This window comes from Polaribacter sp. Z014, assembly GCF_023555435.1.
In the GTDB taxonomy this organism is placed as follows: domain Bacteria; phylum Bacteroidota; class Bacteroidia; order Flavobacteriales; family Flavobacteriaceae; genus Polaribacter.
The window spans coordinates 337,216-363,423 of the sequence record NZ_JALCZP010000002.1; the positions used below are offsets into that span (position 1 = coordinate 337,216).

The 26,208-nt window shown below is 30.1% G+C and carries 25 protein-coding genes; 6 read left to right on the forward strand and 19 right to left on the reverse strand.

The features are described 5' to 3' along the window. Positions 1 to 50 precede the first annotated feature (50 nt). Positions 51 to 341: an EF-hand domain-containing protein gene (locus tag MPF19_RS04650; RefSeq protein ID WP_249986991.1), complete on the forward strand. Its 291-nt coding sequence runs from the start codon at positions 51 to 53 to the stop codon at positions 339 to 341. A 31-nt stretch (positions 342 to 372) separates the two neighbouring features. Continuing rightward, complete coding sequence (locus tag MPF19_RS04655) at positions 373 to 1,644, forward strand: Lcl C-terminal domain-containing protein (RefSeq protein ID WP_249986992.1); 1,272 nt, start codon at positions 373 to 375, stop codon at positions 1,642 to 1,644. A gap of 194 nt (positions 1,645 to 1,838) precedes the next feature. On the opposite strand, the gene MPF19_RS04660 is transcribed toward MPF19_RS04655, so the two are convergent. Then, positions 1,839 to 3,488 carry a MutS-related protein gene (locus tag MPF19_RS04660; RefSeq protein ID WP_249986993.1) on the reverse strand — a complete coding sequence of 550 codons (1,650 nt, stop codon included), beginning with the start codon at positions 3,486 to 3,488 and terminating at the stop codon, positions 1,839 to 1,841. A gap of 48 nt (positions 3,489 to 3,536) precedes the next feature. After that, positions 3,537 to 5,222, reverse strand: a complete 1,686-nt coding sequence (dnaX, locus tag MPF19_RS04665; protein ID WP_249986994.1) for a DNA polymerase III subunit gamma/tau — start codon at positions 5,220 to 5,222, stop codon at positions 3,537 to 3,539. A gap of 399 nt (positions 5,223 to 5,621) precedes the next feature. On the opposite strand from dnaX, the gene msrA reads away from it, so the two are divergent. Further along, on the forward strand, positions 5,622 to 6,272 hold the full coding sequence (gene msrA, locus MPF19_RS04670; RefSeq protein ID WP_249986995.1) for a peptide-methionine (S)-S-oxide reductase MsrA: 651 nt from the start codon (positions 5,622 to 5,624) through the stop codon (positions 6,270 to 6,272). Positions 6,273 to 6,483: 211 nt separating this feature from the next. Here the strand turns inward: msrA and MPF19_RS04675 are convergent, their stop codons facing one another. The 11 genes from MPF19_RS04675 to MPF19_RS04725 all read right to left on the reverse strand — a co-directional run bounded on the left by MPF19_RS04675 (position 6,484) and on the right by MPF19_RS04725 (position 18,351). After that, positions 6,484 to 7,035 carry a heme-binding beta-barrel domain-containing protein gene (locus MPF19_RS04675; RefSeq protein WP_249986996.1) on the reverse strand — a complete coding sequence of 184 codons (552 nt, stop codon included), beginning with the start codon at positions 7,033 to 7,035 and terminating at the stop codon, positions 6,484 to 6,486. An 89-nt stretch (positions 7,036 to 7,124) separates the two neighbouring features. Beyond that, complete coding sequence (locus tag MPF19_RS04680) at positions 7,125 to 9,746, reverse strand: AAA family ATPase (RefSeq protein ID WP_249986997.1); 2,622 nt, start codon at positions 9,744 to 9,746, stop codon at positions 7,125 to 7,127. Between the two features lie 130 nt (positions 9,747 to 9,876). Beyond that, positions 9,877 to 10,254, reverse strand: a complete 378-nt coding sequence (locus MPF19_RS04685; protein WP_249986998.1) for a PH domain-containing protein — start codon at positions 10,252 to 10,254, stop codon at positions 9,877 to 9,879. A gap of 286 nt (positions 10,255 to 10,540) precedes the next feature. Continuing rightward, the gene (locus MPF19_RS04690) at positions 10,541 to 11,059 is read right to left on the reverse strand and encodes an OmpH/Skp family outer membrane protein (protein ID WP_249986999.1); all 519 of its coding nucleotides are present in this window, start codon (positions 11,057 to 11,059) and stop codon (positions 10,541 to 10,543) included. A 54-nt stretch (positions 11,060 to 11,113) separates the two neighbouring features. Further along, positions 11,114 to 12,037, reverse strand: coding sequence for a tRNA (adenosine(37)-N6)-dimethylallyltransferase MiaA (miaA, locus tag MPF19_RS04695; protein ID WP_249987000.1), 924 nt, complete (start codon positions 12,035 to 12,037; stop codon positions 11,114 to 11,116). Further along, positions 12,038 to 12,865 carry an ion transporter gene (locus tag MPF19_RS04700; protein ID WP_203393014.1) on the reverse strand — a complete coding sequence of 276 codons (828 nt, stop codon included), beginning with the start codon at positions 12,863 to 12,865 and terminating at the stop codon, positions 12,038 to 12,040. It lies immediately after the preceding gene. Between the two features lie 252 nt (positions 12,866 to 13,117). After that, complete coding sequence (locus tag MPF19_RS04705) at positions 13,118 to 14,197, reverse strand: exonuclease domain-containing protein (RefSeq protein ID WP_249987001.1); 1,080 nt, start codon at positions 14,195 to 14,197, stop codon at positions 13,118 to 13,120. A gap of 23 nt (positions 14,198 to 14,220) precedes the next feature. Further along, positions 14,221 to 14,892 carry a YggS family pyridoxal phosphate-dependent enzyme gene (locus tag MPF19_RS04710; protein WP_249987002.1) on the reverse strand — a complete coding sequence of 224 codons (672 nt, stop codon included), beginning with the start codon at positions 14,890 to 14,892 and terminating at the stop codon, positions 14,221 to 14,223. A 208-nt stretch (positions 14,893 to 15,100) separates the two neighbouring features. Continuing rightward, positions 15,101 to 16,054 carry a D-2-hydroxyacid dehydrogenase gene (locus MPF19_RS04715; protein WP_249987003.1) on the reverse strand — a complete coding sequence of 318 codons (954 nt, stop codon included), beginning with the start codon at positions 16,052 to 16,054 and terminating at the stop codon, positions 15,101 to 15,103. An 80-nt stretch (positions 16,055 to 16,134) separates the two neighbouring features. Then, positions 16,135 to 17,196 carry a 3-phosphoserine/phosphohydroxythreonine transaminase gene (gene serC / locus MPF19_RS04720; RefSeq protein ID WP_249987004.1) on the reverse strand — a complete coding sequence of 354 codons (1,062 nt, stop codon included), beginning with the start codon at positions 17,194 to 17,196 and terminating at the stop codon, positions 16,135 to 16,137. A gap of 93 nt (positions 17,197 to 17,289) precedes the next feature. Beyond that, complete coding sequence (locus MPF19_RS04725) at positions 17,290 to 18,351, reverse strand: acyl-CoA reductase (protein WP_249987005.1); 1,062 nt, start codon at positions 18,349 to 18,351, stop codon at positions 17,290 to 17,292. 69 nt (positions 18,352 to 18,420) lie between these two features. On the opposite strand from MPF19_RS04725, the gene MPF19_RS04730 reads away from it, so the two are divergent. Continuing rightward, positions 18,421 to 18,771, forward strand: a complete 351-nt coding sequence (locus MPF19_RS04730; protein ID WP_203393008.1) for a 4Fe-4S dicluster domain-containing protein — start codon at positions 18,421 to 18,423, stop codon at positions 18,769 to 18,771. A 58-nt stretch (positions 18,772 to 18,829) separates the two neighbouring features. On the opposite strand, the gene MPF19_RS04735 is transcribed toward MPF19_RS04730, so the two are convergent. Continuing rightward, positions 18,830 to 20,344 (reverse strand): carboxypeptidase-like regulatory domain-containing protein, encoded by a 1,515-nt coding sequence (locus MPF19_RS04735; protein ID WP_249987006.1) that lies wholly within the window; start codon positions 20,342 to 20,344, stop codon positions 18,830 to 18,832. A 155-nt stretch (positions 20,345 to 20,499) separates the two neighbouring features. On the opposite strand from MPF19_RS04735, the gene ychF reads away from it, so the two are divergent. Further along, complete coding sequence (gene ychF / locus MPF19_RS04740) at positions 20,500 to 21,591, forward strand: redox-regulated ATPase YchF (protein ID WP_249987007.1); 1,092 nt, start codon at positions 20,500 to 20,502, stop codon at positions 21,589 to 21,591. Between the two features lie 377 nt (positions 21,592 to 21,968). Beyond that, a complete protein-coding gene (locus MPF19_RS04745) occupies positions 21,969 to 22,757 on the forward strand; it encodes a transglutaminase family protein (protein ID WP_249987008.1) in 789 nt (262 codons plus the stop codon). A 1-nt stretch (position 22,758) separates the two neighbouring features. Here MPF19_RS04745 and MPF19_RS04750 read toward each other — a convergent pair whose 3' ends face one another. From MPF19_RS04750 to MPF19_RS04770, 5 genes are read right to left on the reverse strand one after another with little or no spacing between them, the layout of a single operon-like run. Then, positions 22,759 to 23,469 carry an aromatic aminobenezylarsenical efflux permease ArsG family transporter gene (locus tag MPF19_RS04750; protein WP_249987009.1) on the reverse strand — a complete coding sequence of 237 codons (711 nt, stop codon included), beginning with the start codon at positions 23,467 to 23,469 and terminating at the stop codon, positions 22,759 to 22,761. Further along, positions 23,470 to 23,907, reverse strand: a complete 438-nt coding sequence (locus tag MPF19_RS04755) for a nitrophenyl compound nitroreductase subunit ArsF family protein (protein ID WP_249987010.1) — start codon at positions 23,905 to 23,907, stop codon at positions 23,470 to 23,472. It lies immediately after the preceding gene. A gap of 11 nt (positions 23,908 to 23,918) precedes the next feature. Then, positions 23,919 to 24,821, reverse strand: a complete 903-nt coding sequence (locus tag MPF19_RS04760; RefSeq protein ID WP_249987011.1) for a cation diffusion facilitator family transporter — start codon at positions 24,819 to 24,821, stop codon at positions 23,919 to 23,921. A gap of 8 nt (positions 24,822 to 24,829) precedes the next feature. Further along, positions 24,830 to 25,807 (reverse strand): permease, encoded by a 978-nt coding sequence (locus MPF19_RS04765; RefSeq protein ID WP_249987012.1) that lies wholly within the window; start codon positions 25,805 to 25,807, stop codon positions 24,830 to 24,832. Further along, positions 25,800 to 26,207, reverse strand: a complete 408-nt coding sequence (locus MPF19_RS04770) for an OsmC family protein (RefSeq protein WP_249987013.1) — start codon at positions 26,205 to 26,207, stop codon at positions 25,800 to 25,802. The genes MPF19_RS04765 and MPF19_RS04770 overlap by 8 nt, the downstream gene beginning before the upstream one ends. Between the last annotated feature and the right edge of the window lies 1 nt (position 26,208).

Here is a 26,208-nt window from a genome sequence, read left to right on the forward strand (position 1 = left end):
TTTAAAACAAGAAGTACATCTAAATGTGTATAATTTAAAAAAAAGTAAACATGAAGTTTAATAATTTAAAATCAGTAGTGTTAGTCTTTGGACTAACATTATTTATGTCGAATGTGTCATTTGGTCAATCTCAAGACAGAAAAGAAAGAAAAAAACCACCAACATTTGCTAAGCTTTTAAAAGAGATGGATGCTAATGAAGATGGTAAGTTGGCTAAAGATGAATTGAAAGGTCTATTAAAAGATAATTTTTCTAAGGTAGATACTGATGAAGACGGTTTTATATCAGAAAAAGAATTTAAAAATGCACCGAAACCAGAACGTAAAGGAGGTAGAAATTAAAAAATAGAATATAATAATAAAATTTAAAAAGATGAAACAGATTGTCAAATTAAAAAAAGAAACATCCTTTATTGTAATAATGATTATTGCACTTTTCGCATTTAATGCTTGTAGTAGTGATGATGATAATGTTGCTACAGACGAAGGTAGTTCAGAATTAACAATAAACGATTATGTACAAATTGCCACAGGTCAAGTTACCCTTTACGACAAAGATGGTGCGGTAATTAATAGTCTAAGTTCAGGTGACACTTTTTATGGGCAAGATGCCAATTATTTAAAAGGAGTAACAATGTCTTTTAATGAAGATGATGAAGGTATAACAACAGATAATAACACAGGTTTAATGTGGGAACAAATTCCAACAACTGACGAATTTACTTGGGAAGAAGCCAAGGAATATTGCGAAAATCTAGAATTAGGTGGTTATGACGATTGGAGAATGCCTAACTTAAAAGAATTATATTCTGTTGCAGACTTTGGAAAAGGTTGGCCATACATAGATACTAATTATTTTGCTTTGGCAAGTGGTGAAGTTTCTAAAGACGAACAATTTTGGTCTAGTAATTTATATGTTGGAGTTACTGTTGAAGGTGGGGCAAACGCTGCTTTTGGAGTAAACATAGTAACTGGTCATATTAAAGCTTATGCAGCTTCAATGCCTGAAGATGGAGGAACCGACGGAGGAACTCCTCCAGACGGTAACACTCCTCCTCCAGGAGATGGAAACGGAGCTCCAACTGGAAATCCTTTAGCCAAATATGTACGAGCTGTTAGAGGAGATGTATATGGTACAAATAGTTTTACAGCCAATGGAGATGACACCGTTTCAGATAGTAATACTGGTTTAATGTGGGCACAAGGAGATGATGGTGTAACATTAGATTGGGCTGATGCATTAGCTTATGCTGAAAATTCTGAATTAGCAGGTTATACAGATTGGCGTTTACCTAACGTAAAAGAATTACAAGGTATTGTAGATTATTCACATTCTCCTACGGCAACAGATGCTGCAAATGTAGGACCTGCAATTGACCCTATATTTGATTGTACAGAAATGATAAGCGAAGCAGGGTATGATGATTACGGATATTACTGGACAGGAACATCAGCAAACTTTACAAGTGGTCAACCTTATTACTATGCTTGGTATGTTGCATTTGGTAGAGCTGTAAATGATGAAGGTGAAGATTTTCACGGTGCGGGTGGTGTTCGTTTTGACACCAAAGATGTAGATGGTCCAGCCGGTGAAGATGCAGAAAGATACTATAATTATGTAAGATTAGTAAGAGATATTAATTAAATAATAATCTTTTTAAAATAGCAATTATGGTTTTTAAGTTTAGTAAATTCAAAAATTTTATATTTTGAGCAAACTTTGTTAACCTCTATTTTAATTGATAAAACCACCTATAAAAAGGTGGTTTTATTAATAAGGAATAAAAACTGTATCGAGAATATTTACCTTAAAATCATGCAGGCATGCATAAGTAAAGTTTAGTCAAAATAAGTAGACTCAATTTCTTTCGCATTCTTAATAATAGCAGCAGGATACTTATATAACTCTAGAATTTTAATTGCATTTCTGGTCTTTAGTTTTCCGGGTTTTAATTGATGGTCAAAAAACAAATTATTGTCTTCAATTTGTTCACTAAAGTGATATAAATCGTAATTTTCTTTTACTAATAAATCTGTTAATTCAATATCGTGTGTAGAAACTAAAACGGTATGTTGCTTTTTATTTAAATAAGATAAAATAGCTTTTCCACCAGAAATTCTTTCGATGGTATTGGTTCCTTTAAAAATTTCATCCAGCACAAATAAACAAGGATTACTGTCGTTAGAGGCGTCTATTAATTCCTTAACGGTAAGTACTTCTTGTAAATAATAACTGGTGTTGTCTAACAAATCATCGGTAATTCTAATAGAAGAATATATTTTGTAAAAAGGAGCAGCGTAGGTATCCGCAAAACAAATATTTAGTGTTTGTGCTAAAATACTATTCACAGTAACAGTTCTTATAAAAGTAGTTTTACCAGACATATTAGAACCGGTTAAAAGCATGCTTTTTTGTGATAAAAACACATCATTGGGAATACAATTTTCAATTAAAGGATGTTTAAGGTTGGTAACCTTTAATTCATTATCATTATTAAAAGTAGGCGTACATATTTTTAAACCTCCAGATTTTAAAGAAGCGGTAGAAATAGCAGCATCAATTTCGCCGATAAAAATAAATAAGCTTTCTATGCTTTTTCTTTCCTTGCTAATAGCGTCTAAGAAACTATAAAAAATCAAGTATTCTACATTAAATAGTATTTTTATCATTTCTGCTAAAAACCAAAAAAAGAATAAATATTCATCTGTAACATTCTTTTCAAAAGCAATAAATTCGGTTTTTAGTTGAATAGATTTTATGCTTTCAATAAAAGAAATGTCTTTAAAATGAGCCACTATTTTAGGGTTTTTTGCCAATTTCTTGCTCACTTTTAATGCGCTAGATAATTGTGTTACACCATTTAAATAATAGGCAACGCTGTACTTATTTTTATAATGAAAAAATAGGTTTGCAGAAAAAACTGGCACCAATAAAAGACTAAATATTGGATAGAAAAATAAGAGTATAATTGATAAAATTGCAGTAATTGTTAAACCTCTAACAATCCATAAGTATTTTGGTTTTTCTAAGGGTTTGTCATTGATCAATTCTTCTAAATAATAAGAATCATTATTGTTTAATTTAGACAATTCTAACTGACAAGAAACACTTAAATCTTTGTCTTTTTGAAACAAAGTAGTTAATGCATCAAATTTTAATAGGTCTTTAAGAGTACCAATGGTTCTTAATTTAAAATATAAATATTGCTGACCAATTTTAGAAGAAGTTCGGTCTACAAACTTAAAAATGTCATCTATATCAAAATCTATTTTACTTTTTTCTGATAAAATATGATATGCTTTTTCTTTATGAGCATTGTTCTCAAAATATTTTCCAATGACAAAAAAGTTAAAGTATTCGTCCTTTTTTAGATTTCCCCAATTTTTATAAAGTAATGCGCTCCGTTTTTTTAAACGCTTTTTTTTATTGAAGTTGCTAACTAGAAACCAGAGAATAAAAATAACAGCAATACATAAAAAATAATTCATGGTTTATAGAAATTATTACATTTATAAGTAGCTATTATTGCACTAATGTTACATGTCTAACTCAAAAGTTTGACGTAATTTATCTATAAGAGGGTTTATTTCTCTCATTTTCTTATACTTTTCTTGAGGTGTGTAAGCAAACTTTTTTTCTACAGCTTCATTAAGATTCACAAGAATATCAATTCCGTAATTGTTTAATCTTTCTCTTAAAAAGTTTAATAAATTAGGTCTTCCTTTTCTAAATTGATCTTCCATTAATTTATTAGGCACAGAAAAAGAAATTTTATAGTTTTTACCTAATTGAGGAGTGTCTGTACCCACAATAGAAGCCATGCTTCGTTCTCCTTTTTTTATCAATAAGGCAACATATTCTTTCCAAAGATTTTGCAATGCTTCTTGGGTAAAAAAGTCTTTCGGGTGATTGTCAAAGTTTTCTTCTTCAGCCGCTTTTTTTACAACCTTTTTCTCATGAATACTTTTTAAAGATAAAGAAGAAGCACGCCTACCAACAGATTTTAAAATAGGTTTTATCCTAGGTTTTGGTGTTTCAACTTTTACGGGTTGCGCAATAACAGGTTTTTTTTCAACCGGTTTTGCAATTTCTTTTACAGCTGGCGAAAGTGCCTGGAAAAAGGTAGCAGGAATTATGTAGTTAGCTGACTTTTTTTTTTCTCCATCAAAAGTGATAGAGGCAATTTGCATAATGGTTAATTCTACCAGCAGTCGCTGATTTTTACTGGCTCTATAATTCAAATCACACTGATTTGCTTTCTCTATAGATTGCATTAAAAACGGAATACTTGCTTTGGTGGCTTGCTCTAAATATTTCTTTTTTGCTGCATCACCAACTTCTAACAATTCTAAAGTAGCTTTGTCTTTGGCAACTAATAAATCTCTAAAATGACTTGCCAATCCGTTTATAAAATGATGTCCTTCAAAACCTTTACCTAAGATTACATTAAATGCATTTAATACTTGCGGTATTTTATTTGCTAGCATTAAATCTGTCATATTAAAATACGTTTCGTAGTCTAATACATTTAAGTTTTCGGTAACCGCTTCACGCGTTAAATTGGTTCCAGAAAAACTAACAACTCTATCAAAAATAGACAAAGCATCACGCATTGCGCCATCCGCTTTTTGAGCGATAATATGCAAAGCATCATCTTCTGCGGTAATATTTTCTTTTTCGCAAATTACTTTTAGGTAATTTTTAGCGTCTAAAACACCAATTCTTTTGAAATCGAAAATTTGACAACGAGATAAAATCGTCGGAATAATTTTATGTTTTTCTGTAGTTGCTAAAATAAAGATAGCATGTGCTGGCGGTTCTTCTAACGTCTTTAAAAAAGCATTAAAAGCTGCCTGAGATAACATGTGTACCTCATCTATAATATATACTTTGTATTTTCCGGTTTGTGGCGGAATACGAACTTGGTCTGTTAAACTTCTAATATCATCTACAGAATTGTTAGAAGCAGCATCTAATTCAAAAATATTGAAAGCAAAATCTTCGTCTGCAGAAACTTCCGCATCTTGTTGATTGATGTTTTTAGCCAATATTCTAGCACAAGAAGTTTTACCAACTCCACGAGGACCTGTAAACAACAAGGCTTGGGCCAAATGGTTATTTTTTATAGCCTTTTCTAACGTGTTTGTAATGGCTTGTTGCCCAACAACATCCGCAAAAACTTGTGGACGATATTTACGCGCAGAAACTATAAAATGCTCCATGTATATTAGGTTGTATAAAGTTAAAGTCTTTTTAAGTGTTTCTAAAATCTACATAGAATTTTATTAAAAGCAGCAAATTTTTTGCTTCACTTAACAAGACGGGTTTAATTTGTGACTAATTATTGAACAAAAATAGGGGTATCAGGTATTTTTTACAAGATATTTTCTTAATAAAAAGCTAAAGTTGTAAACAACGTGTAAATTTTGTACCTTTAAATCGACTACTTAAGTAATTTAAAAATAATTTTGATTCCCCTCAAATGGGATTGAATGTTTCCAAGGAAATCCTAAAGATATAACCCCTTGGAATTTTTTTAATTAAAAGTTCGGAAAATTGTACTTAAAATAGACCAACTGTTTTAGTGCAATTTTCTTTTTAACCCTAATACTTAATGTAAAATGAATATATTAAAGTCTATTACCGTTGTAAGTTTTTCTCTATTATTAATCTCTTGTTTTGGTTTTACTGATAAAAAACAAACGCAATCGGAAACAAAAGCAACCTATGTTGCCAATGAAAATACCAAAGTGGCTTATTTTGCAAGTGGCTGTTTTTGGTGTGTAGAAGCTGTTTTTGAAAGTGTAAGTGGAGTAGAAGAAGCGGTTTCTGGATATGCTGGCGGACATACTTTAAACCCAACTTATAAAAGTATTGGAACCGGAAAAACAGGGCATGCAGAAACAGTTGCTGTGTATTACAATCCAAAAATAGTTTCATTTGAAACCCTAGTAACCGTATTTTTTGGTTCTCAAGATCCAACAACAAAAAATGGACAACATCCAGATTACGGAACACAATACAGATCTATTGCTTTTTATAAAACTGCAGCAGAAAAGGCTATTATAGAAAAAATGATTGCAAAATTAAATACAGAAGTGTATCATGGTAAAATAGCAACCGAAGTTACCAAACTTAATAAGTTTTATGAAGCCGAAGAGTATCACCAAGATTTTGAACGTAGAAACCCAAATCAAGGGTACGTAAAAGCAGTTTCTGTGCCAAGATTGAATAAGTTTAAAAAGAAGTTTCCGGAGTTGTTGAAGAAATAAAGTTTTCTAGAAGCTAAAAGTGGTTTTCTAAAAGATACTAAAGTAAAAATCTGAAATAAATTCAGATTGAAAAAATCTCCGAGAATGTATCTCGGAGATTTTTTTTGAATCAAAAATCTTGAACCAATAATAGGAGGTATGCTTCCGAAATAAATATTTTATATTTCTAGGTTAGTCTTTGTGAATTATACTCATGGCTATCGACCAGCGATTAAACTCGGTATAAGGTATTTACATCTGTATGTGAAAACGTTTTACCATAAATGTCTAAAAGCGTTTCTTGTGTGTAGCTTAATTTGTTATCTATAACTGTAAACTCTCGTTTAAAAGATAAAGTTTTTGCTTTTTTTAGCATAAAAGGAGATTGTACAATTCCCCATTTGGTATCATTTTCTAAGACAGCAACACTTAATTTTAACTCGTTGTTTACTTCTGTAGCTTCTCCTCCTGCAAGCACAGAAACACCTCTTGTAATAGAAAAAGAATTCATAATGGTATGTTCGTTTTTATCCCAAATCCAATAACCAGTTTCACTGTGAGATACTTTGTTATTTGCTTTTTCTCTTACAATTTGATGGTATCTAACCGAAACCAATTCTTGTTCTTCTGCATTCTCTATTTCTAAATCTACAGGTTCTATGGTTAAAACTTCGTAATACGGGTTATTTTCATCTTCGTCTGGTTTCGGAGCAAGATCTACACCTTCTGCACCTTTCCAAACACCAATTAATTTTACCAAAGGATTTTCTATAACTGTACTCATTTTTTATTGTTTTTTTTCTGTTGAAACTTGATAACAAATTTCGGTTTTTAACTTGTGAAATTCTCTATTTTTAAGAATGAATTTGGTGATTATTTTCTACGCTTTCTGATTGTTTTTATAAAGTCTTCTAATATTATTAAGTCAGTAAGAAATTCATCGGAGTCAGGTGTTTCTTCAATTAATGCTCCTGCAGCATCATGGCCAGTAAAACAAGTGGAACATTTACTCATATTTACATCGACTATATTATAATCTTCAGCTGTTAAATCTACAATTTTTGATAAAGCCTTAGTTTGAATTGCTCTTCCAAATCTTTGAACAACACCATTCAAAAATACTTCCTCAATAAAACGTTCCCATGTTTCTCGAAGTTTACCATATAAGGTTTTTGCTCTTTCCTTATATATTTCTTCAGTTTCCGTATTTTCAATTTTTCTCAATTCTTGATGTGCATTTTTTAAAATTCCAATTCTAGTGCTAACTTTCAATGCATCCCAAGGTGGATTAATTGCAATAATACCTGTTTCTTTTGCCTTTCTAGTAAGACTTTTTATATCTAAATTACAATTTAGTTTGTTTGATTGTTCTTGAATCATCATTAGAAAGGTGATGTCATGTGTGAAAACTATAACTTGACGTTCTAACGCTTCCTCTGTAATTCTTTTTGATATTTTATTTCTCCATTTATGATCTAATGATGAAACTGGGTCGTCAAATACTATTGCACTTTTATGTTCTGAAATAGACAATTCAGATAAAAATGTTGCTAGAGAAATACATCTATGCTCTCCTTCACTTAAAATATCTTTTAAAATAATTTTATTTGCGTTTTGTTCATCAAGCTTTAAATAGTGATATTGTTTTCCGCTTTTTCCTTTTGTCTCGGTTTCTATTTTGATATTTTTAAAACCTAGTTTGGTTAGTTCTTTTTTGAAATTCTGTTTAAGGTTTTGACATATATATTTTGTAGTTAACTCGTTACTATGTGTTGTTATGGTTCGAGTATTACAATTACGAATACATTGATGAAGTAATTTTATTTTTTTTTGTCTATAAATTTCACGAGCTAATTTTGGTTTATAATTGTAAATCTTTTTTTCTCCTTTTAATTGATTTAATTCTTTATTAAGTGGTTTTAAATCCTCTTCTATTGATTGGACTTTTAATTTCTCATTTGTTTCCATTAAGGTTTTAATGAGTTCTTGTATTTGTGTTTTTGGTGTGTTCTCAATTTCAATTTCATTAAAATCGTGAATAATTTTTTTAGTATTAAAAAGAGTTATCAAATTCTCTTTTTGTTTAGAAAGTAAATCTAAATATTGTTCTTGATTTTTAGAATAATCATCAATCAATTCATTTAATTCTATTGTTGTTGGTTTTTGTTCTTCAAAAGAGAAATCTAGCTTATTCAAATCTTTAAAAGCTAAGTCAAATTTATTATATGCTTCATCATAAGTTTTTTGAATATCATTTTTTATAAATTCTTCAAAAGAAGTAAATCTATTTTTTGCATCTTCATCTAAACTTTGAAGACAAAGAGGACAATTACTATCTTTATTTATTTCTGGAAAGTTCTCCGTTTCCGTACTTTTATTATAGAATTTACGGGCACTTTCCCAAAGCAATTTCCACGAGCTATTTCCAACACCTTCAATTGGTAAATCAGAAAATTCTTTTACAGAAGATTCTTTTAAAGCTTTACTAGTTGTTACAAAGTTATTTAACGCTTGCTTTAAATCTATTAAGATTTGACCTGTCAAATTATCTTCAAGCGTTTGAAATTTCTTTTCCAAAATTTCAAAGCGTTTTATCTTTTCTTCATTTTCTTTTAAGTTTTTCTTTGGGTCTATTGCGTTTAATTTCTCTATTTCTTTAATCAACTGTTCAATTCTAAAATCTTTAGTAGAATTCCAAATAGATTCAGTTCTTAACTCATCTAAATTTGTTTCTGCGTTTAATTTCTCGAGAAAAGTTTTAGCTGTTGAACATGCGGAAACATCTAAAAGTGAATATTCAAATCCTTTTAATGCTGGACTTAATAATTCTGAATTTAGTTTGCTCTCAATTATTTTTATATTAGCTGCCAATTTTTCTACAATAGACAAACCTTGTGGAATGAAAGCAATTTCATCTTCTCCTTCAATATAATGGTTTGCACTAAAAGTGTCGAAAACATCGACACTTTTTAAAACAGAATTACTTACTTCTTCGTTTACAAGATTTACTATATTAAAGTTTGTTCCATCAATTGTATATTCAATATCAGCTTTTTTATCCTTTCCAAAAGAAGTTGGGTCGTATAAATTATCGTTAATTTCTGGCTTGTGTCCTCTTGTGTTGCAAGTATGTTTTAAAATACTTACATAGCTTGATTTTCCAGAACCATTGTCGCCATAAACTATCGTAAGCCCTTTTGGGGCAAAATCTAATTCACAATTTTTTGATAGTGCGTTTATATTATCAACATTAGAAATTTTAGAAAGTATAACATCATTACTACTGCTTGCGTTATTTGCAAAATTTCTTAAATCATTAAAATCTACTTTAGTAAAAACATATTTCGATAATCCATAATCTACCTTACAAATTTTTGTTAATTCCGTAATGTCATTATCAGTAAGTTCATTATTTCTAATTAAGCGGTCAATTGCTACTTGCCAGAAGTTAGGTTTGTTTTCAACCCAGTCAATTATATCATTCAGTATTGGCATTATATCTTTATTGTGTTAACGTTTTACTTTATTTCTCTTATCATCAGAAGTAAATGAAGTGCAATTATTTTGCATATTCTTTTTTAAGTTACTTGTTTAATAAGATGATTTTGAATTATTATTTAACATATCACATCACTTTATTAGCTAAATATTTTTGTACTTCATAAACATCAATGCTTTTATTAAATTTTTTACTCACTGAAGGAATATTTTCACTTGATATCCAAATTTTTAATTCAGCATCTAAATCAAAAGTCCCTGAGGTTTCAAGAGAGAATCTGGAGATACTTTTATATGGCATAGATTTATATTCTATTTTGCTGCCTGTAATTCCTTGTACATCAATTAGAATTAAACGTTTGTTTGTAAACATAAAAGTATCTCTTAATAGTTTAAAACCTAATTCAATATCTTCATTTTCAATAAGTAATCTGCCGTATTTTTGATTTAGTTTTTCAGATGAAATCTCACTTGCATTTCCTAACAATTTATTAAATAATCCCATTGTAATTTAAAAGTATATTTTATTATTAATTATTTCTTTTTCTAGCCTAAATTTCGACAATAACTTTGAATAAAGTTTACGGTTTCCCGCAATGTTATCAACTAAATGTTTGTGTATTATGAACATCATCAAAATTTGTCATTTCTATCTATAGAATAAATCCTATAAAGTAACTTCTATTATAGTTTATATAGAGTTTATTTAATCGTTAAAAATACCTGTCTAAAACAAAAAGAAGCCTCACATTTCTGTAAGGCTTCTTATACTATATTCTTAGAAGAAAAGTCTATTCTTTGGCTGCAGGTATTGCAACGCCTAAGTTTTTTAAGACCAATTCTGTAATATCAAATTTATTATCTATGTAAGCAAATTCGTTACCAGTAATAGTTAAAACCTGCGTGTATCCATTGGCTTTAGACACAGTAGCAATAGCTTCACTTAATTTTGTGTACAAAGGTCGCATTAACTCATTTTGCTTTAATTGCATTAGCTTGTTTCCGTTTTGTTGATATTTTTTAATATCATCTTCCATGGTAGTCAATTCTTTAATATCTGCTTGTTTTGCTAATTCACCCAATGTTTTTTCATTATTTTTAAAAGCTTCTACTTTAGCTTGATAACTTTTTACTTTAATGCTAAAAGAAGAATCTAATTTTGCTCCGTAATTTTGTGATCTTTGGGATACAATTTTGGTTTCTGGCATTAGACTAATAATGTATTCGCTATCCACGGTTCCTACTTTAGATTGTGCAATAGAAATGGTGCTTAATAGTGCAATAGCAATAAATATAATTTTTGATTTCATGTATTTTTATTTTTGTGTAACAAAGATATAAAAGCGATTGAATTACAAAAGTTTTTACAGTTTTGAAATGTTAATTTTATCAGAAACTTTGGCAATAATAGTATTTATGTCCGTTTGATAATCAAACCATAAGGTGTTTTCATCCCTTTTAAACCAAGTACCTTGTCGCTTTGCAAATCTTCTAGTGTTTTTCTTAATTTCGGAAATGGCAAACTCTTTGGTAAAATCTCCATCAAAATAAGAGAACAATTCTCTATAACCAACGGTTTGCAGTGCGTTTAAATTTTTATGTTGGTATAATGCTTTTGCTTCTTCTAACAAGCCATTTTCCATCATAATATCTACACGCATATTTATACGATTATAAATAATTTCTCTATCGGCATCTAATCCTATTTTTATGGACGTAAAATTTCTAGGAGCTTTGGGTTTGTTTTTAAAAGTAGAGTAGGGAATGCCAGAACCAATACAAACCTCTAAGGCTCTCATCACCCGTTTAGGGTTTTGTAATTCAATAACATTATAGGTTTCTGGGTCTAATTCTTTTAGCTGTTCTTGCAAAACTGCTACACCTTCTTTTTCTAATTTTAGTGTTAAGTCTTCTCTTATTTTAGGATCTACTTCCGGAAAATAATCCAATCCTTTTAAAACAGCATCTACATACAAACCAGAGCCACCTACCATAATCTGAATTGGGTTTTCTTTAAAAAGATCGTCTAATTTTGCTAGGGTATCTCTTTCAAAAGAGCCCACATTATAATCTTCAAAAATACTTCTGTTTTGTATAAAATGGTGTTTTGCTGCTGCCAATTCATCTGCATCTGGCACAGCGGTTCCAATAGTCATTTCTTTGTAAAACTGTCTAGAATCACAAGAAATAATAGCACTCTTAAAATGATTTGCCAATTGAATGCTTAAAGCGGTTTTACCAATTGCAGTTGGACCAACAATGGTAATTAAAAAATTATTAGAAGTCATTTAGTTTAATTTACTACCACAATTATAACAAAATTCTGCGCCATCTTTATGGTTTCCTTTTGTACAATTAGGGCAAACTTGCGTGTTTGTTTGTACGTTATTATCTGTAGTTTTAGCCATTTCTGCACTTACAATTCCTGTAGGAATGGCAATAATACCATAACCTAATATCATAACAATGCTTGCAATAAACTGACCAAAAGGAGTGTGAGGTGCAATGTCTCCGTAACCAACTGTGGTAAGTGTAACAATTGCCCAATAGACACTTCTAGGTATGCTTGTAAATCCATTTTCTGCACCTTCTACCATATACATTACAGTACCTAAAATAACACAAAGTATGACAACAAAAAATAAGAAAACAGAAATTTTTGCTTTGCTCATTTTTAAGGCAATTAATAGTTTATTAGAAGCGCCAATATATCTTGCAAGTTTTAATATTCTAAAAATTCTTAACAAACGCAAAGCTCTTAAAGCTGCCAAATGATGAGAACCTATAAAGAATAAGGACAGATATTTGGGTATGGTAGAAAGTAAATCTATAATACCGTAAAAGCTAAATATATATTTTAAAGGCCTTTTTATAGATATAATTCTTAGGATATATTCAATAGAAAAAAGGATGGTAATAATCCATTCAGAAATATTTAAATAGACATGATACTTGGCATCAAAGCTTTCTACACTTTCTAGCATTACCAATAGAATACTCGTTAGAATAGCAATTAATAAGACAACATCAAATAATTTACCTGCTTTGGTGTCTGCTTCATAAATAATTTCATGAAGGCGATGTTTCCAAGAAGTATTTTTATAGTTATTCTTCAATTTTTATATAAATTTCTTTTACTGTATAGTTTTTCACAGGCCTTTACGTCCTTTTGTTGAAATTGATAATTAATAGCTCTAAATTCATAAAATGTATCTGTGGCGAATCTAAAGAAGTATATTTAAAAATAAAGCTTTATAAACACTTAAAAAAGAGAAACATTGATTCTACAAATACGATTGGATTAAGAAAAAGTAATAGAATACAAATAGTTGCCTTGTTTTATAATTTACGATTTAGAAGTGTTTGAATTACAATCTAATAATTTTCTGAACTTTATTTTTATTCATATAGTTCTTAATAATATTTTTTGCTTGAATTTTATCTTCTATAGGTGTTAAAACCGTTTTTAAAATATCTAACTTGGTTTCTTGATTGCTTAAATTTGTATATCCAAAACCAAAAACCTCATTGTTTTCTATTAGTATAATGGCATTTTCTTCTATTTCTCTTCCCTTTTCAACGATAATAAAGTCTTCATTATTAAAGTCTTGAGTAATAAATTTTGGTTTCTTTTTAAAGTTAAATTTAGGTGATAAAACTTCTAATTCTATGGCATATTTTAGGCGTGTGAAAAGTTCATTCCCTGTTTTGTCAAAAGAGATAGATTGTGCTCTTTCTTGAATTTTAACAGCTCTTCTTGTTACTTTTAAAAAAAGGTTATTTACTTCTGCTTTTATATTTTTCCCTTTTCCTATAAAGATAACTTTCCCTTCTTTATCATGAATGTAAAAAATACCTTGTATGGTTGGAATTTCTTCTATTAATTTTCGTAATTTTTGTTTCTGATCTCTTCTATCAAAATATTTTATAGAACTTTGTATAATGGTTTTACTAGTATCTTTTGCTAGCAATAATTTAAATAATTGTACTGTTGCCAAAGCATCTCCAGAAGCTCTGTGTCTATCTGTAATAGGTATTCCTAAAGACTTTGTAAGTTTGCCTAAGCTATAAGAGGGTTGGCCTAAAATTAATTGCTGACTTAATTCTACCGTACATAAGGTGTTTCTATTAAAATCATATCCCAATCTATCAAATTCTGTACTTAAAATTCTATAATCGAAAGTGGTATTATGAGCTACTAAAATACAATCTGAAGTAATTTCTATAATTCTTTTGGCAACTTCATAGAATTTGGGAGCGTTTCTGAGCATTTTATTATTAATGCCCGTAAGTTTTACCACAAATTCTTGAATTGGTTTCTCTGGGTTTACGAGGCTAATAAACTGGTCTACTGTAGTATGTCCGTCAAATTTATAAATAGCAATTTCTGTGATGCCTTCTTCATTAAATTTTCCTCCGGTGGTTTCAATATCTAAAATTGCGTACAAAGTCTTTTTCTTTAAGGATAAAATTAAGCATTATAATTTCTTTGACCAAATATAGCGCTACCAACTCTTACCATATTGCTTCCGTTTTCTATAGCGAGCATATAATCTCCGCTCATTCCCATAGATAAAGTTTCTAGTTTGCAGTTTTCAGTTGTAGTTTTCAATTTGTGTGCGTCGAAGAAGGTTTTTAGTGAAGAGAATTCTTCTTTCAACTGTAGCTTATTGTCTGTAAACGTGGCCATTCCCATAAAACCAGTAATTTTTATATTCTTTAATTCAGCGAATGCTTCTGATGCTAAAATGGTATCAATTTCATTAAAAGAAAAACCAAATTTAGTGTCTTCTTTGGCTATTTTTACTTGTAATAAACAGTTGATAACTTTATCATGTTTTTTTGCTTGCTTGTTGATTTCCTTTAAAGTAGAAAATTTATCAACACCATGAATTAAATTTACAAAAGGAGCCATGTACTTTACCTTATTACTTTGTAAATGACCAATCATGTGCCATTGAATGTCTTTGGGTAAAGCATCATATTTGTCTACCATTTCCTGAATTTTGTTCTCTCCAAAAATACGCTGACCAGCATCATATGCCGCTTGTAAGTCTTCTATAGGTTTGGTTTTAGAAACGGCAACCAGGGTTACATTTTCTGGAAGGGTTTGTTTTACTTTTAATAGGTTTTCTTTAATCATGTTTAAGTTTGTTATTACACAGAGATTCGCAAAGTTTCACAGAGAAACACAGAGTTTAATTTTTTAAAATAGTTCTTTACAAATGTTTTAAGAAAAATATTTTACAGACTATTTCTTTGCGCTCTTAGCGATAAAACTTTGCGAACTTTGCGTTTCAATATTTAAGTAAAGATTACGGTTTTTTTACCTATTATCTTTTACCTTTATTCTAATTTTTTAACAAAGCAATAATCTGATTTGCTAATTCTACGCCAATTCTGTCTTGTGCTTCTTTAGTGGCCGCACCAATATGTGGAGTTAAAGAAATTTCTGGATTCATTAATAATTGTACTGCCGGTGTTGGTTCTGTTTCAAAAACATCTAAACCTGCAAATTGTACTTTACCACTTTCTATAGCCTTTACTAAGTCTACTTCATGTAAAACGCCACCTCTTGCTGTGTTTATAATTCCTACACCATCTTTCATTTTTTCAATTTCTGATGCAGAAATAATATAATCTTCTTGTTCTGGTGTGTGTAAAGTAATAAAATCAGACTCTTTTAAAAGTTCTTCTTTATCAATAGTGTCAATAATAAAAGTAGTTTTTTGTCCGTTAAAAAACTCTAAAGTTATCGGAGCGCTTGTTACTTCGTCATCTGTAGCTAAAACGTTCATTCCTATTCCGATAGCAATTTTAGCAACTTCTTGTCCGATACGTCCAAAACCGATAATACCAATGGTTTTTCCTCTTAATTCAATTCCTTCAGAATACGCTTTTTTCAATTCCTTAAAACGAGAATCTCCTTCTAAAGGCATTTCTCGGTTAGAAGAATGTAAAAAACGAGCCATACCAAAAAGATGTGCAAAAACCAATTCTGCCACAGAACTAGAAGAAGCTTCTGGCGTATTAATTACTTGTAAACCGTTGTCTTCTGCGTATTCTACATCAATATTATCTAAGCCAACACCACCACGACCAATTAATTTTAAACTAGGGCAAGCTTCTATTAATTCTTGTCTAACTTGTGTTGCACTTCTTACTAAAATTGCATCAATATTGTTTTCATTGATATAATTTTCTAACTGATTTTGTGCTACTTTTATGTCTAGTACTTCAAATCCTCCTTTTTCTAAAGCAGCTATTCCGCTTTTAGAAATTCCATCGTTTGCTAATATTTTCATTCTAATTTCTTGTTGAATCGTGTATTTGTTTAACTGTTTAATTATTACTCAACAGTGAGAGTTCCTTACCTTTGGGAAGGTTAGGATGGGCTCAGGCTTTTCATTACATCTACCAAAACTTGCACGCTATATAAAGGCAATGCATTGTACATACTAGCTCTATAGCCACCAACACTTCTATGACCATTTATACCGCTAATACCAGCTTCTTTACATAAGGCATCAAATTTTTCTTTTAAAGAATCATCTGTTAAAGTAAAAGTAGCATTCATGGTACTTCTATCTTCTTTAGCTACTATTCCTTTAAATAAAGGGTTTCTGTCTATTTCTGCATATAAAAGAGCCGCCTTTTTATTGTTTACTTCTTCAATAAAAGGAATTCCGCCTAAATCTTTTAACCATTGTAAAGTTAACATAGAAACATAGATTGCAAATACAGAAGGTGTATTAAACATACTATCTTTATCAATATGAATTTGATAGTTTAACATAGAAGGAATATGTCTTTCTACTTTACCTAAAATATCTTCTTTAATAATAACTAAAGTTGTACCTGCTGGACCCATATTTTTCTGAGCACCTGCATAAATAAGATCAAATTTTTCAAAATCTAACTGACGAGAAAAAATATCTGAACTCATATCACAAACCAAAGAAACATTCGTTTCCGGAAAAGCTTTCATCTGCGTACCTGCCACTGTATTGTTACTTGTACAGTGAAAATAATCTGCATCTGCTGGAATGGTATATCCTTTAGGAATATAGTTGTAACCTTTGTCTTTAGAAGATGCAACTTCTACAACTTCTCCAAAAGCTTTTGCTTCCTTTTGAGCTTTATCTGCCCAAGTACCAGTGTTTAAATAAGCTGCTTTTTTATCTAATAAATTGTAAGCAACCATTAAAAACTCTAAACTAGCACCACCTTGTAAAAACAATGCTTGGTAGCCTTTATTTTCTAATCCTAACAACTCTAAAGCTAAAGAACGTGCTTTTTCAATTACTTCTACAAAAGGCTTACTTCTGTGAGAAATTTCTATTAATGATAAATTATCATCATTAAAATTTAAGATTGCTTCTGATGCTTTTTGCAACACTTCTTGTGGTAAAATACAAGGACCTGCACTAAAATTATGTTTTTTCACTTGAATAAAATTAAGTTTAACTACTTTTATTATAATAATTTAAGTCAGCAAATAAGCTAACGTTAATTTGTTTTCAAAATCCCTTTGAGAGGGTTATATTTTTGATAAAAATTCTAAGGTATTTACACCATCTGCATAATCTGTTAACTCAGGATGTTGTGTTTGCCCAAAAGCAACTTCATTTTCTATAAAGTTTTTGGCAACAATACATTGTATCTTCTCTTTATCTTGATGTAATTTTATTTTTAAATCTGTTTCATTGTCATAATATTCATAGAATATTGTGGCAATAGGAGAGGCGTAGCTTTCATCTTCTTTAATCATTAGAAAACCGTTTTCTAATAAATCAAACAAGCTCATTAGGTATACCGCTTTGTTATAATCGTAATTATTAGCATATTTTGCGTTTTCAATCATATCTTTTTTAGCATACATTCCATTAAAAAAGGTATCAAAACTATAGCCTTTTGGGACATACAATTTAGAAACAGATCTACAACCTAATCCAAAATATTGAAAAATATCATCAGATAATTTTATAAAATCATCTTCCGTTTCTTTTCCGGTGATAACCGCCACCGAATTTCTACTTTTTCTGATAATATTTGGCTTATTTTTGAAATAATATTCAAAATAACGTGCCGTATTATCGCTTCCTGTAGCGATAACAGCATCAAAATCCGTCAATTTTTCTTCCGTAAAAGTGATTTTTCCCTTAAAAGTAGGTTCTACATACTCTAAATACTTTGCTAAAAAGGGTAATAAGTGTTTATCACTAGAAGATTGCTTTACCAATACCGAATGACCAGATATTAATACGGATAAAAAATCATGAAAACCTACCAAAGGTATGTTTCCTGCCATTACAATCGCTACTTTTTTAGATGATTTAGTATTTAAATCAAAACTTTCGGTAAACTTATTTAAGTTATTTTCTGTTAGTGATTTATGTAAGCTATTTAAAGAGAACAAAAGGTTGTCTTTAGTAAACCAAGAATTCTTTTCTTGGGCTAATTTTATCTGATGTAAAAAGCCATCAAAAAAGATTTCATTATGTTCAATATTATCGATTTTTTTTATTTTATCGATAGAAAACTGCCCTAAAAAGGCGCCTAATTTTGCGAAAGCAATAATTCTGTTTTGAATACTATCCATTTATTTTGGTTGTCTATTATTTTGGCTTTATTTTTGCAATTGCAAAGGTACAAAAACAGAACAAAAATTATGGCAATTATAATAACAGATGAATGTATAAATTGTGGGGCATGTGAACCAGAATGTCCTAACACTGCAATTTACGAAGGAGCAGACGATTGGAAATATTCTGACGGAACCGATTTAAAAGGAAATGCAGTTTTACCGAATGGTAAGTCTGTAAATGCCGATGAAGATCAAGAACCAGTTTCAGATGAAATTTATTTCATCGTTCCAGATAAGTGTACAGAGTGTAAAGGTTTTCATGATGAGCCACAATGTGCTGCAGTATGTCCTGTAGATTGTTGTGTGCCAGATGACGACGTTGTAGAAACAGAAGAAGAGTTGTTAGCAAAACAACAATTTTTGCATAACGACTAAATAAAATATTTTAGAATATTATAAAAGCCCCAAATTATTAGATTTGGGGCTTTTTTGTTTAGTTATATTGCGCTAAGTATTGATGAATTAAAGTTTTATCTTTCCAATTAGAAGTGTCATAAGCTTCTGAAGTCATAAAAAGAGTTCTTTTTTTATAGGCTTCTTTAATTTCTTCTTTGGTTTTCTTTTTAAAACTATCAGAATCAAAATTTCTAATATTATTTACATAGGTTTCCCTGTCTTCCTTTACATTTATTTCTACTTTTATATTAAATTTCACCTTGTTTCTTTCATCAGCATTTTCTATAAATTTTATAGGTCTATCTATGTAGGCGTAATTTGTTTTAGATTCTTTTATGTAAGAACTGTATATTTTTTCGTCTTTATCTTTTTCATAAAAAATGGTTACATTATGTTCGTTTTCAGAGAATTTAATTCCTAATAAAAACTTTAAATTTAAATGTTGTCCGCGTTTTCCATCCGCATAGGTATATTTTATTTTTTTGATAAAAAAATCAGTTGGATCAATATACATTTTACCAGAATATTTAGATTTTGATTTGTTTGGCGTAAATGAAACTACATAATATTTTTTAGTTCCTAATATTTCATTTTCTTCTAATTGATGTTCGTAATATTTCTGATCAAGAAAATTCTTTTCGGAAGAAGCATTAAAAAATACACTTGTATATTTTAAATTTCTAAGCGGATAACTTTGATTGTAATCACTAAAAGTATTGTCTTTTGCTATTGAATCTGCAACTCTAGTTGTTTCTGCCATAGACAAAGAGTCTTCCAGTTTAAAAAGTCCAGATTTTACTTTATAGGTATTTTTAGAATTTAATTGTTTTAAAACTATATTTTGTAGTCTTTGGGTAATGTTTTCTAAGGTTACTCCATTACCTATATCTAATTTTTTAAAACCCTGAATAGCTTCTACCTTATAAGAATCTACCTCTTTTTTACGTTCTTCAGAATAGAATTTTTTATTTAGAACAGTTGCTTTAAATTCAGTACCAAAAGCAGGGTTTTTTTCTTGAAGATTATCAGCAAATTGCATTAATTCTTTTTCTGCTAATTTTCTTTTTTTTCTACTTAAAAGTGAACTAGCATTTAATTCGAACTCTAGCTTTTTAAAGTCTAAATTTTGATTCTCGATAGCATAAACATCTTGTTTTACTGGTGATGAAAGGTAATTCTCTTTCATGTTAGTAGCTGTTTTAATCAATAAACTATCCAAAGTAACTTTGGTAAGGTTTAGTTGAAATTCATCTAGTTGGTTTACGTCTTCTAGTAAGTTTATAATGTAATGATTGTTTATTAATTGATTTTTTGTAATGGTTTTAGATTGATATCCTAAACAAGAAACAGTAAGTGTTTTTACGTTACTTAAATTTAAGGTGTATGTACCCGTTTCATCCGAAGTTGTTCCTGATTTTAGGTCTGTTAAAAGAGCTGCTTTTTCAATGGAATTTGAATTATTTTGGTTGATGACTTTACCAGAAATTGTTTGTGAATTGATTACTATAATATTCAAAAATAGTAATGTAGCATAAAGTAGTTTTTTTATCATAAATGGTTGATTTTTTTATAAATGTACCGTTATTCTTTATTTATAAATAAAAATCATTTTAAGTTTAACAAAGTATTATATTTGCATTCTTAAAACTTTAAGAGAGTTTATTAATTTTAAGTTAAAAACTTTCTTTTGAAGAAAAATTTATTTAGATGAAAGCCGGAATTGTAGGATTACCAAACGTAGGAAAATCAACTTTATTTAACTGTTTATCAAACGCAAAAGCGCAAAGTGCAAACTTTCCTTTTTGTACTATTGAACCAAATTTAGGAGTTGTAAACGTACCAGATGCACGTTTAAAAAAATTAGAAGAATTAGTTGTTCCAGAAAGAGTTCAAACCGCTACTGTAGAGATTGTAGATATTGCTGGTTTGGTAAAAGGAGCAAGTAAAGGTGAAGGTTTAGGAAATCAGTTTTTAGCAAATATTAGAGAAACAGACGCTATTTTACATGTAGTACGTTGTTTTGATAACGACAATATTATTCATGTTGATAATTCTATAGATCCTGTAAGAGATAAAGAAACGATTGATATTGAATTGCAATTAAAAGATTTAGAAGCAGTAGAAAAACGTTTAGAACGTGTAAAAAGAACTGCTAAGACAGGTAATAAAGAAGCGCAAGCAGAATTAGTTGTTTTACTTAAAATTGAAGAAACTTTATTAAAAGGACTTTCTGTAAGAACTTTAGAGTTTACAGAAAAAGAAATGGAGTTTGTACAGCCGTTACAATTTATTACTTTAAAACCAGTATTATATGTTTGTAATGTAGATGAAGGTGCTGCTGTTTCTGGAAATGAGTATGTAGAAAAAATAAAAGAAGCTGTAAAGGACGAAAATGCAGAAGTTATTGTTTTAGCAGTAGGTACAGAAGCAGATATTACAGAGTTAGACGATTACGAAGAAAGACAAATGTTTTTAGCAGATATGGGCTTAGAAGAAGCTGGTGTATCTAGGTTAGTGCGTTCTGCATATAAATTATTAAACTTACAAACCTATTTTACAGCAGGTGTAAAAGAAGTTAGAGCTTGGACAATTCCTATTGGTTCTACTGCGCCACAAGCTGCAGGAGTTATTCATACAGATTTTGAAAAAGGTTTTATTAGAGCAGAAACAATTGCTTATGAAGATTTTGTAGCGTATGGTTCTGAAGCAAAAGTAAAAGAAGCTGGTAAAATGAAAGTAGAAGGTAAAGAGTACATTGTTAAAGATGGTGATATCATGCACTTTAGATTTAATGTGTAATAAATTCTAAATCTAATTTTAGAATTATTTTTATAAAATTTAAAAAAATCCCAATGAGAAATTATTGGGATTTTTCTATGATATCACATATCTATTTTTAAAAGAATACTTTAAGAAATGTTTTTATCTGATTCATTTTATGAAAATAAATTATTGATAAACAATAAGAAGAGTAAAAATTTATTGATTAAAAAGAAATAGATTGTTATCTCTTTTTATAAAGTGCTTAATTCACTAATTATAGGACTAATAATTGTTGTTTACGTATAATTATGACGTTATTATAACATATAAAGCAACACTTCTTTATAAGGAATCTACTATATTTAAGTGTTGCCAATTTTGGTAATAACAATTGTTATTAATAAGATTTATCTATGTGGTTACATGTTAGTTGTAATTTGGTTTTTGATATAGAAACACGAACTCCTTTTATTGTAAGGTTGCGTCCACGTAGTGGTGCAGAACAATGGATTGAGCGGGATGAATTTAAAATATCTCCTAATGTAAATATTATTGAATTTACGGACGATTTTGGTAACTTATGTCAGCGTTTTGTAGCTCCAATAGGTAAGTTTTCAATTTATACGAGTTCAGATGTAAAAACCTCTGAATTTGTAGATGTAAATTTTGATGCACCTTTTGTAGAAATACATCAGTTACCTAATGATGTGCTTTGTTATTTGTTGCCAAGTAGATACTGTGAGTCTGACCGTTTTAATGATTTGGCAAATACTATTACTGCAAATAAACCGGTTGGTTATAAACAAGTATTTGCTATAGAAGAATGGCTGCGAACTAATATTAGTTATATTCCGGGTAGTAGTGATTACCCTATTTCTGCTACAGAAGTGTATCAAAAACGCTCTGGAGTTTGTAGAGATTTAGCGCATTTAGGCATAGCTTTATGTAGAAGTTTAAGCATTCCTGCTCGTATGGTGGTTGGTTATTTATATAAATTAGAGCCTATGGATATGCACGCCTGGTTTGAAGCTTATATAGGTGGACGATGGTATACTTTTGATGCTACCCAAACTGGTAAAAAAGGAGGGTATGTAACTATAGGTTATGGTCTTGATGCTGTTGATGTTGCTATCTTTAACCAATTCGGTCCTGTTGCGCATTCACTAGTACAACGCATTAATGTGTTGCAAATTAAAAATTAAATTATTTTAATATTCCTGTAAAAATAGCAACATAATACAAGCCTGTTAATATAAAAACCACAGCGGCAACAGTACGCATTACTTTTTCAATTTTAGTTATTTTATTGTAAAACACTCCCACTTTACCTGCAGTAAAGGCTAATAAATAGGTGAAAAGAATAACAGGTAATCCGGTACCTAATGCAAAAATTATAGGTAAATACAAGCCGTCTGCAGATGCAATGGTCATCGGAATTAACATTCCGAAAAATAAAGCGCCACTATACGGACAAAATGCCAACGCAAAAACGACTCCAATTAAAAAGGAACCTAATAAGCCTTTGTCTTTAAATTTATCAGATAGTTTTTCTTGAAAATTAGATTTTCCTAAAAAATTAAGTTTGATAATATTTAGCATAATCAAACCAATAATTATTAATAAAGGCCCTAAATATTTTTCTCCATTTTGATTAAAAAAACGAGCAATATGAAATTTACTCGCACCGAAGTACAATATCAACCCAATGGCAGTATAGCTAAAACTACGGCCTAAAGAATATAACAATCCACTTAAAAAAACTTTTCGTTTACTAGAAATGTTTTTAGAGATAAATGCAGTTGCCGTTATATTGGTAGCCAAAGGACACGGACTAATGGCAGTCATTAGTCCGAGTATGAAGGCTGATAAAATAGGGAAATTGTAATGCTCTAAAAGAGATTGTAAAAAATCCATTTATAGGATTTTTAATTCAGTGTCTATTTTAGCTTTTAATTCTTTAGAAAAGACATCTTGGTCGTTTCCATTCATAAAAGCAAAATCAGTTAAATCTATTTTAGTTTCCTTTCCGTTTTTTATCACATTTAAAATTAATGCAGTTCCAGCAGCTTCAAATTTTTCAGCAACTTTTTCATTTTCTTTTTCGTCAACATTAATTACTTGAAACGTAATTTTATTTTCTTCTAATTCTCTTGAAAAATACGTATTTAAAGTATATTTAGTGTTTTTTTCAATTGCATTACAAGTCATACAACGGTGCGTAGAGTGGAAGTCCATAACTTCTATTTTAGAAATAGCTTGATCTAAAGATTGCTCATTCTTCTTTTTTTCTCCGCTGCAAGCGGTTAGTATTAAAACGATTGTTAATACGGCAAAAAGTTTGATTCTTTTCATGTGAAATTGATTTAAAGTTTATTTTTTTCTAAACACTTTTCTTCTATTAATTCAAACTCTAAGGTGCTATGTGTAATATTATGTTCCTTTAATTCCTCTTTTATGTCTGCTTTAATTCTTGGAATATCATTTAAGTCTTCTACTACAATATGAGAGGTTAGTGCATTTTCATTGGTGCTCATGCTCCAGATATGAATATGATGCACACCTGCAACACCAGCTACTTCTTTTATATGTGAAGTAATTTCATGGGTGTTTATTTCTGAAGGAACACCATCCATCATAGCTATAATACTATCTTTAAAAAGACTCCAGGTACTACCTAGAATAACTAAAGCAACAAGAATTGCGGCAATTCCATCTACTAAATTCCAACCAGTATATTTTATAATTAATCCAGATATTACCACACCTAAAGAAACTAATGCATCTGCCATTAAATGCCAATATGCTGCTTTAATATTTAAATCGTCTTTCTTTTTATTACGAAATAAAAGAGCTGATGAAAAATTAATGACAATTCCTATGGCAGCCACAATCATCACTATATTTCCGTTAATGTTATGCGGATTTAGAATATGACGAACTCCTTCCCAAGCAATGGCTCCAATAGCAAAAGCTAATAATATAGAATTGATAAAAGAGGCCAATACAGAACCTTTTTTTAATCCGTATGTAAATACGGAATTGGGTTTAAAACGAAGTAACCGAAAGGCTAGAAAAGCCAATAATAAACCAGAAATATCACCAATATTATGTACCGCATCAGAAAGTAAAGCGGTAGAACCAATTTTCCAACCATAAAACAATTCTATGACTACGTATGCAGCATTTAAAGCAATACCTATTAGAAAAGAGCGGTTAATATCTTTAGAGTTTAAAGTTGGAGGTGCGTGGTTGTGTGAATGTGCCATAAGAATTCTTATAAAATTATATTAAATAAATATCCCGAGATGATGATACAGAGTGTTACCACTCCAAAAAATATTCCAATTAGTTTTAAGGTCATCACTTTCTTTAAAAGCATTGCTTCTGGTAAAGACAAGCCCACAACGCCCATCATAAAAGCGATTGCAGTTCCTAACGGAATTCCTTTAGCCACTAAAACTTGCGCTACTGGTAATATTCCGGAGGCATTAGAATACATGGGTACTGCTAAAATGGTAGCAATGGGCACTGCAAATAAATTGTCTTTTGCCATGTACTGTTCAAAAAAGCCTTCAGGAATATAACCATGCATTAATCCGCCAATGGCGATACCAACAAGTACATACGGAATAATACCTTTTAGAATATTTACGACTTCCTCCCAAATGATTGGTAATCGTTGTTTTAAGGTTTGTTTCTCAGCAATAAAAACGTCTTGTTCTCTTTGTGCATTGGCTAGAACTTCTTTTACCCAAGGTGTTAAATAAGTTTCTAATTTTAATTTTTGAAGAATAATACCAGAAATAGTTCCTAATAAAATACCACTAACTAGATAAATTAGAGTGATTTTAACTCCAAATAAACCAATGAAAAGTCCGATGGCAACTTCGTTAACAAGGGGAGAAGTAATTAAAAATGCAAAAGTAACTCCTAACGGAATTCCGCCTTTTACAAAACCAATAAATAAAGGAACTGATGAGCAAGAACAAAAAGGAGTGACCACCCCAAAAAGACTTGCCATTAAGTATTCTAATCCGTATAATTTATTTCTAGAAAGGTAATTTTTTACTTTATCAATCGGGAAATAACTATTTACAATTCCCATTAAAAAGATAATAACAAATAGTAAAATTAAAATTTTAGTGGTGTCGTAAATAAAGAAATTTAAAGCTTCTGCAATGTGTTCACCTTTGCTTAAGTTTAAAACATCATAGACAAACCAATCTGCTATATTTTGAATCCAATCAAACATTTTCTATAGTTTTAATAGTTCCAGAAATGTTACAAGATAATTTTATGGTATTGTAAATAGTACCAAATTTTTCTATGTTCTTTTTTAATAAACCTATATTAAGTTTTTTATCGTCGCTGTAGATGGTTAAATTGTATATAATATTGTCCATCTTTGGTGGATTTTCAAGACGAGAGGCATTTACTTCAAGGGTAGCTTTTGAGTAGGTGAATTTCATCATACTCGAAAAACGTTCTACATTTTTTAACATGCAAGCAGCAAATGAACCTAAGAATAGTTCTGCCGGATTCGGTGAAATTTCGGCGGTTTTAGGAGTTGTGCCAAAATCAATATTCGATTCTTTTATATGAATAACAGCATCTTCATTGGAAAGTGAAGAGGCTTTAATTTGATAATTCATG

Excerpts from the sequence above, each read along its gene's own strand:
- MPF19_RS04650 (WP_249986991.1), top strand. The coding sequence starts at position 51 with ATGAAGTTTAATAATTTAAAATCAGTAGTGTTAGTCTTTGGACTAACA.
- MPF19_RS04655 (WP_249986992.1), top strand. The coding sequence starts at position 373 with ATGAAACAGATTGTCAAATTAAAAAAAGAAACATCCTTTATTGTAATA.
- MPF19_RS04660 (WP_249986993.1), bottom strand. The coding sequence starts at position 3,488 with ATGAATTATTTTTTATGTATTGCTGTTATTTTTATTCTCTGGTTTCTA.
- dnaX (WP_249986994.1), bottom strand. The coding sequence starts at position 5,222 with ATGGAGCATTTTATAGTTTCTGCGCGTAAATATCGTCCACAAGTTTTT.
- msrA (WP_249986995.1), top strand. The coding sequence starts at position 5,622 with ATGAATATATTAAAGTCTATTACCGTTGTAAGTTTTTCTCTATTATTA.
- MPF19_RS04675 (WP_249986996.1), bottom strand. The coding sequence starts at position 7,035 with ATGAGTACAGTTATAGAAAATCCTTTGGTAAAATTAATTGGTGTTTGG.
- MPF19_RS04680 (WP_249986997.1), bottom strand. The coding sequence starts at position 9,746 with ATGCCAATACTGAATGATATAATTGACTGGGTTGAAAACAAACCTAAC.
- MPF19_RS04685 (WP_249986998.1), bottom strand. The coding sequence starts at position 10,254 with ATGGGATTATTTAATAAATTGTTAGGAAATGCAAGTGAGATTTCATCT.
- MPF19_RS04690 (WP_249986999.1), bottom strand. The coding sequence starts at position 11,059 with ATGAAATCAAAAATTATATTTATTGCTATTGCACTATTAAGCACCATT.
- miaA (WP_249987000.1), bottom strand. The coding sequence starts at position 12,037 with ATGACTTCTAATAATTTTTTAATTACCATTGTTGGTCCAACTGCAATT.
- MPF19_RS04710 (WP_249987002.1), bottom strand. The coding sequence starts at position 14,892 with ATGATTAAAGAAAACCTATTAAAAGTAAAACAAACCCTTCCAGAAAAT.
- MPF19_RS04715 (WP_249987003.1), bottom strand. The coding sequence starts at position 16,054 with ATGAAAATATTAGCAAACGATGGAATTTCTAAAAGCGGAATAGCTGCT.
- MPF19_RS04725 (WP_249987005.1), bottom strand. The coding sequence starts at position 18,351 with ATGGATAGTATTCAAAACAGAATTATTGCTTTCGCAAAATTAGGCGCC.
- MPF19_RS04730 (WP_203393008.1), top strand. The coding sequence starts at position 18,421 with ATGGCAATTATAATAACAGATGAATGTATAAATTGTGGGGCATGTGAA.
- MPF19_RS04735 (WP_249987006.1), bottom strand. The coding sequence starts at position 20,344 with ATGATAAAAAAACTACTTTATGCTACATTACTATTTTTGAATATTATA.
- ychF (WP_249987007.1), top strand. The coding sequence starts at position 20,500 with ATGAAAGCCGGAATTGTAGGATTACCAAACGTAGGAAAATCAACTTTA.
- MPF19_RS04745 (WP_249987008.1), top strand. The coding sequence starts at position 21,969 with ATGTGGTTACATGTTAGTTGTAATTTGGTTTTTGATATAGAAACACGA.
- MPF19_RS04750 (WP_249987009.1), bottom strand. The coding sequence starts at position 23,469 with ATGGATTTTTTACAATCTCTTTTAGAGCATTACAATTTCCCTATTTTA.
- MPF19_RS04755 (WP_249987010.1), bottom strand. The coding sequence starts at position 23,907 with ATGAAAAGAATCAAACTTTTTGCCGTATTAACAATCGTTTTAATACTA.
- MPF19_RS04760 (WP_249987011.1), bottom strand. The coding sequence starts at position 24,821 with ATGGCACATTCACACAACCACGCACCTCCAACTTTAAACTCTAAAGAT.
- MPF19_RS04765 (WP_249987012.1), bottom strand. The coding sequence starts at position 25,807 with ATGTTTGATTGGATTCAAAATATAGCAGATTGGTTTGTCTATGATGTT.
- MPF19_RS04770 (WP_249987013.1), bottom strand. The coding sequence starts at position 26,207 with ATGAATTATCAAATTAAAGCCTCTTCACTTTCCAATGAAGATGCTGTT.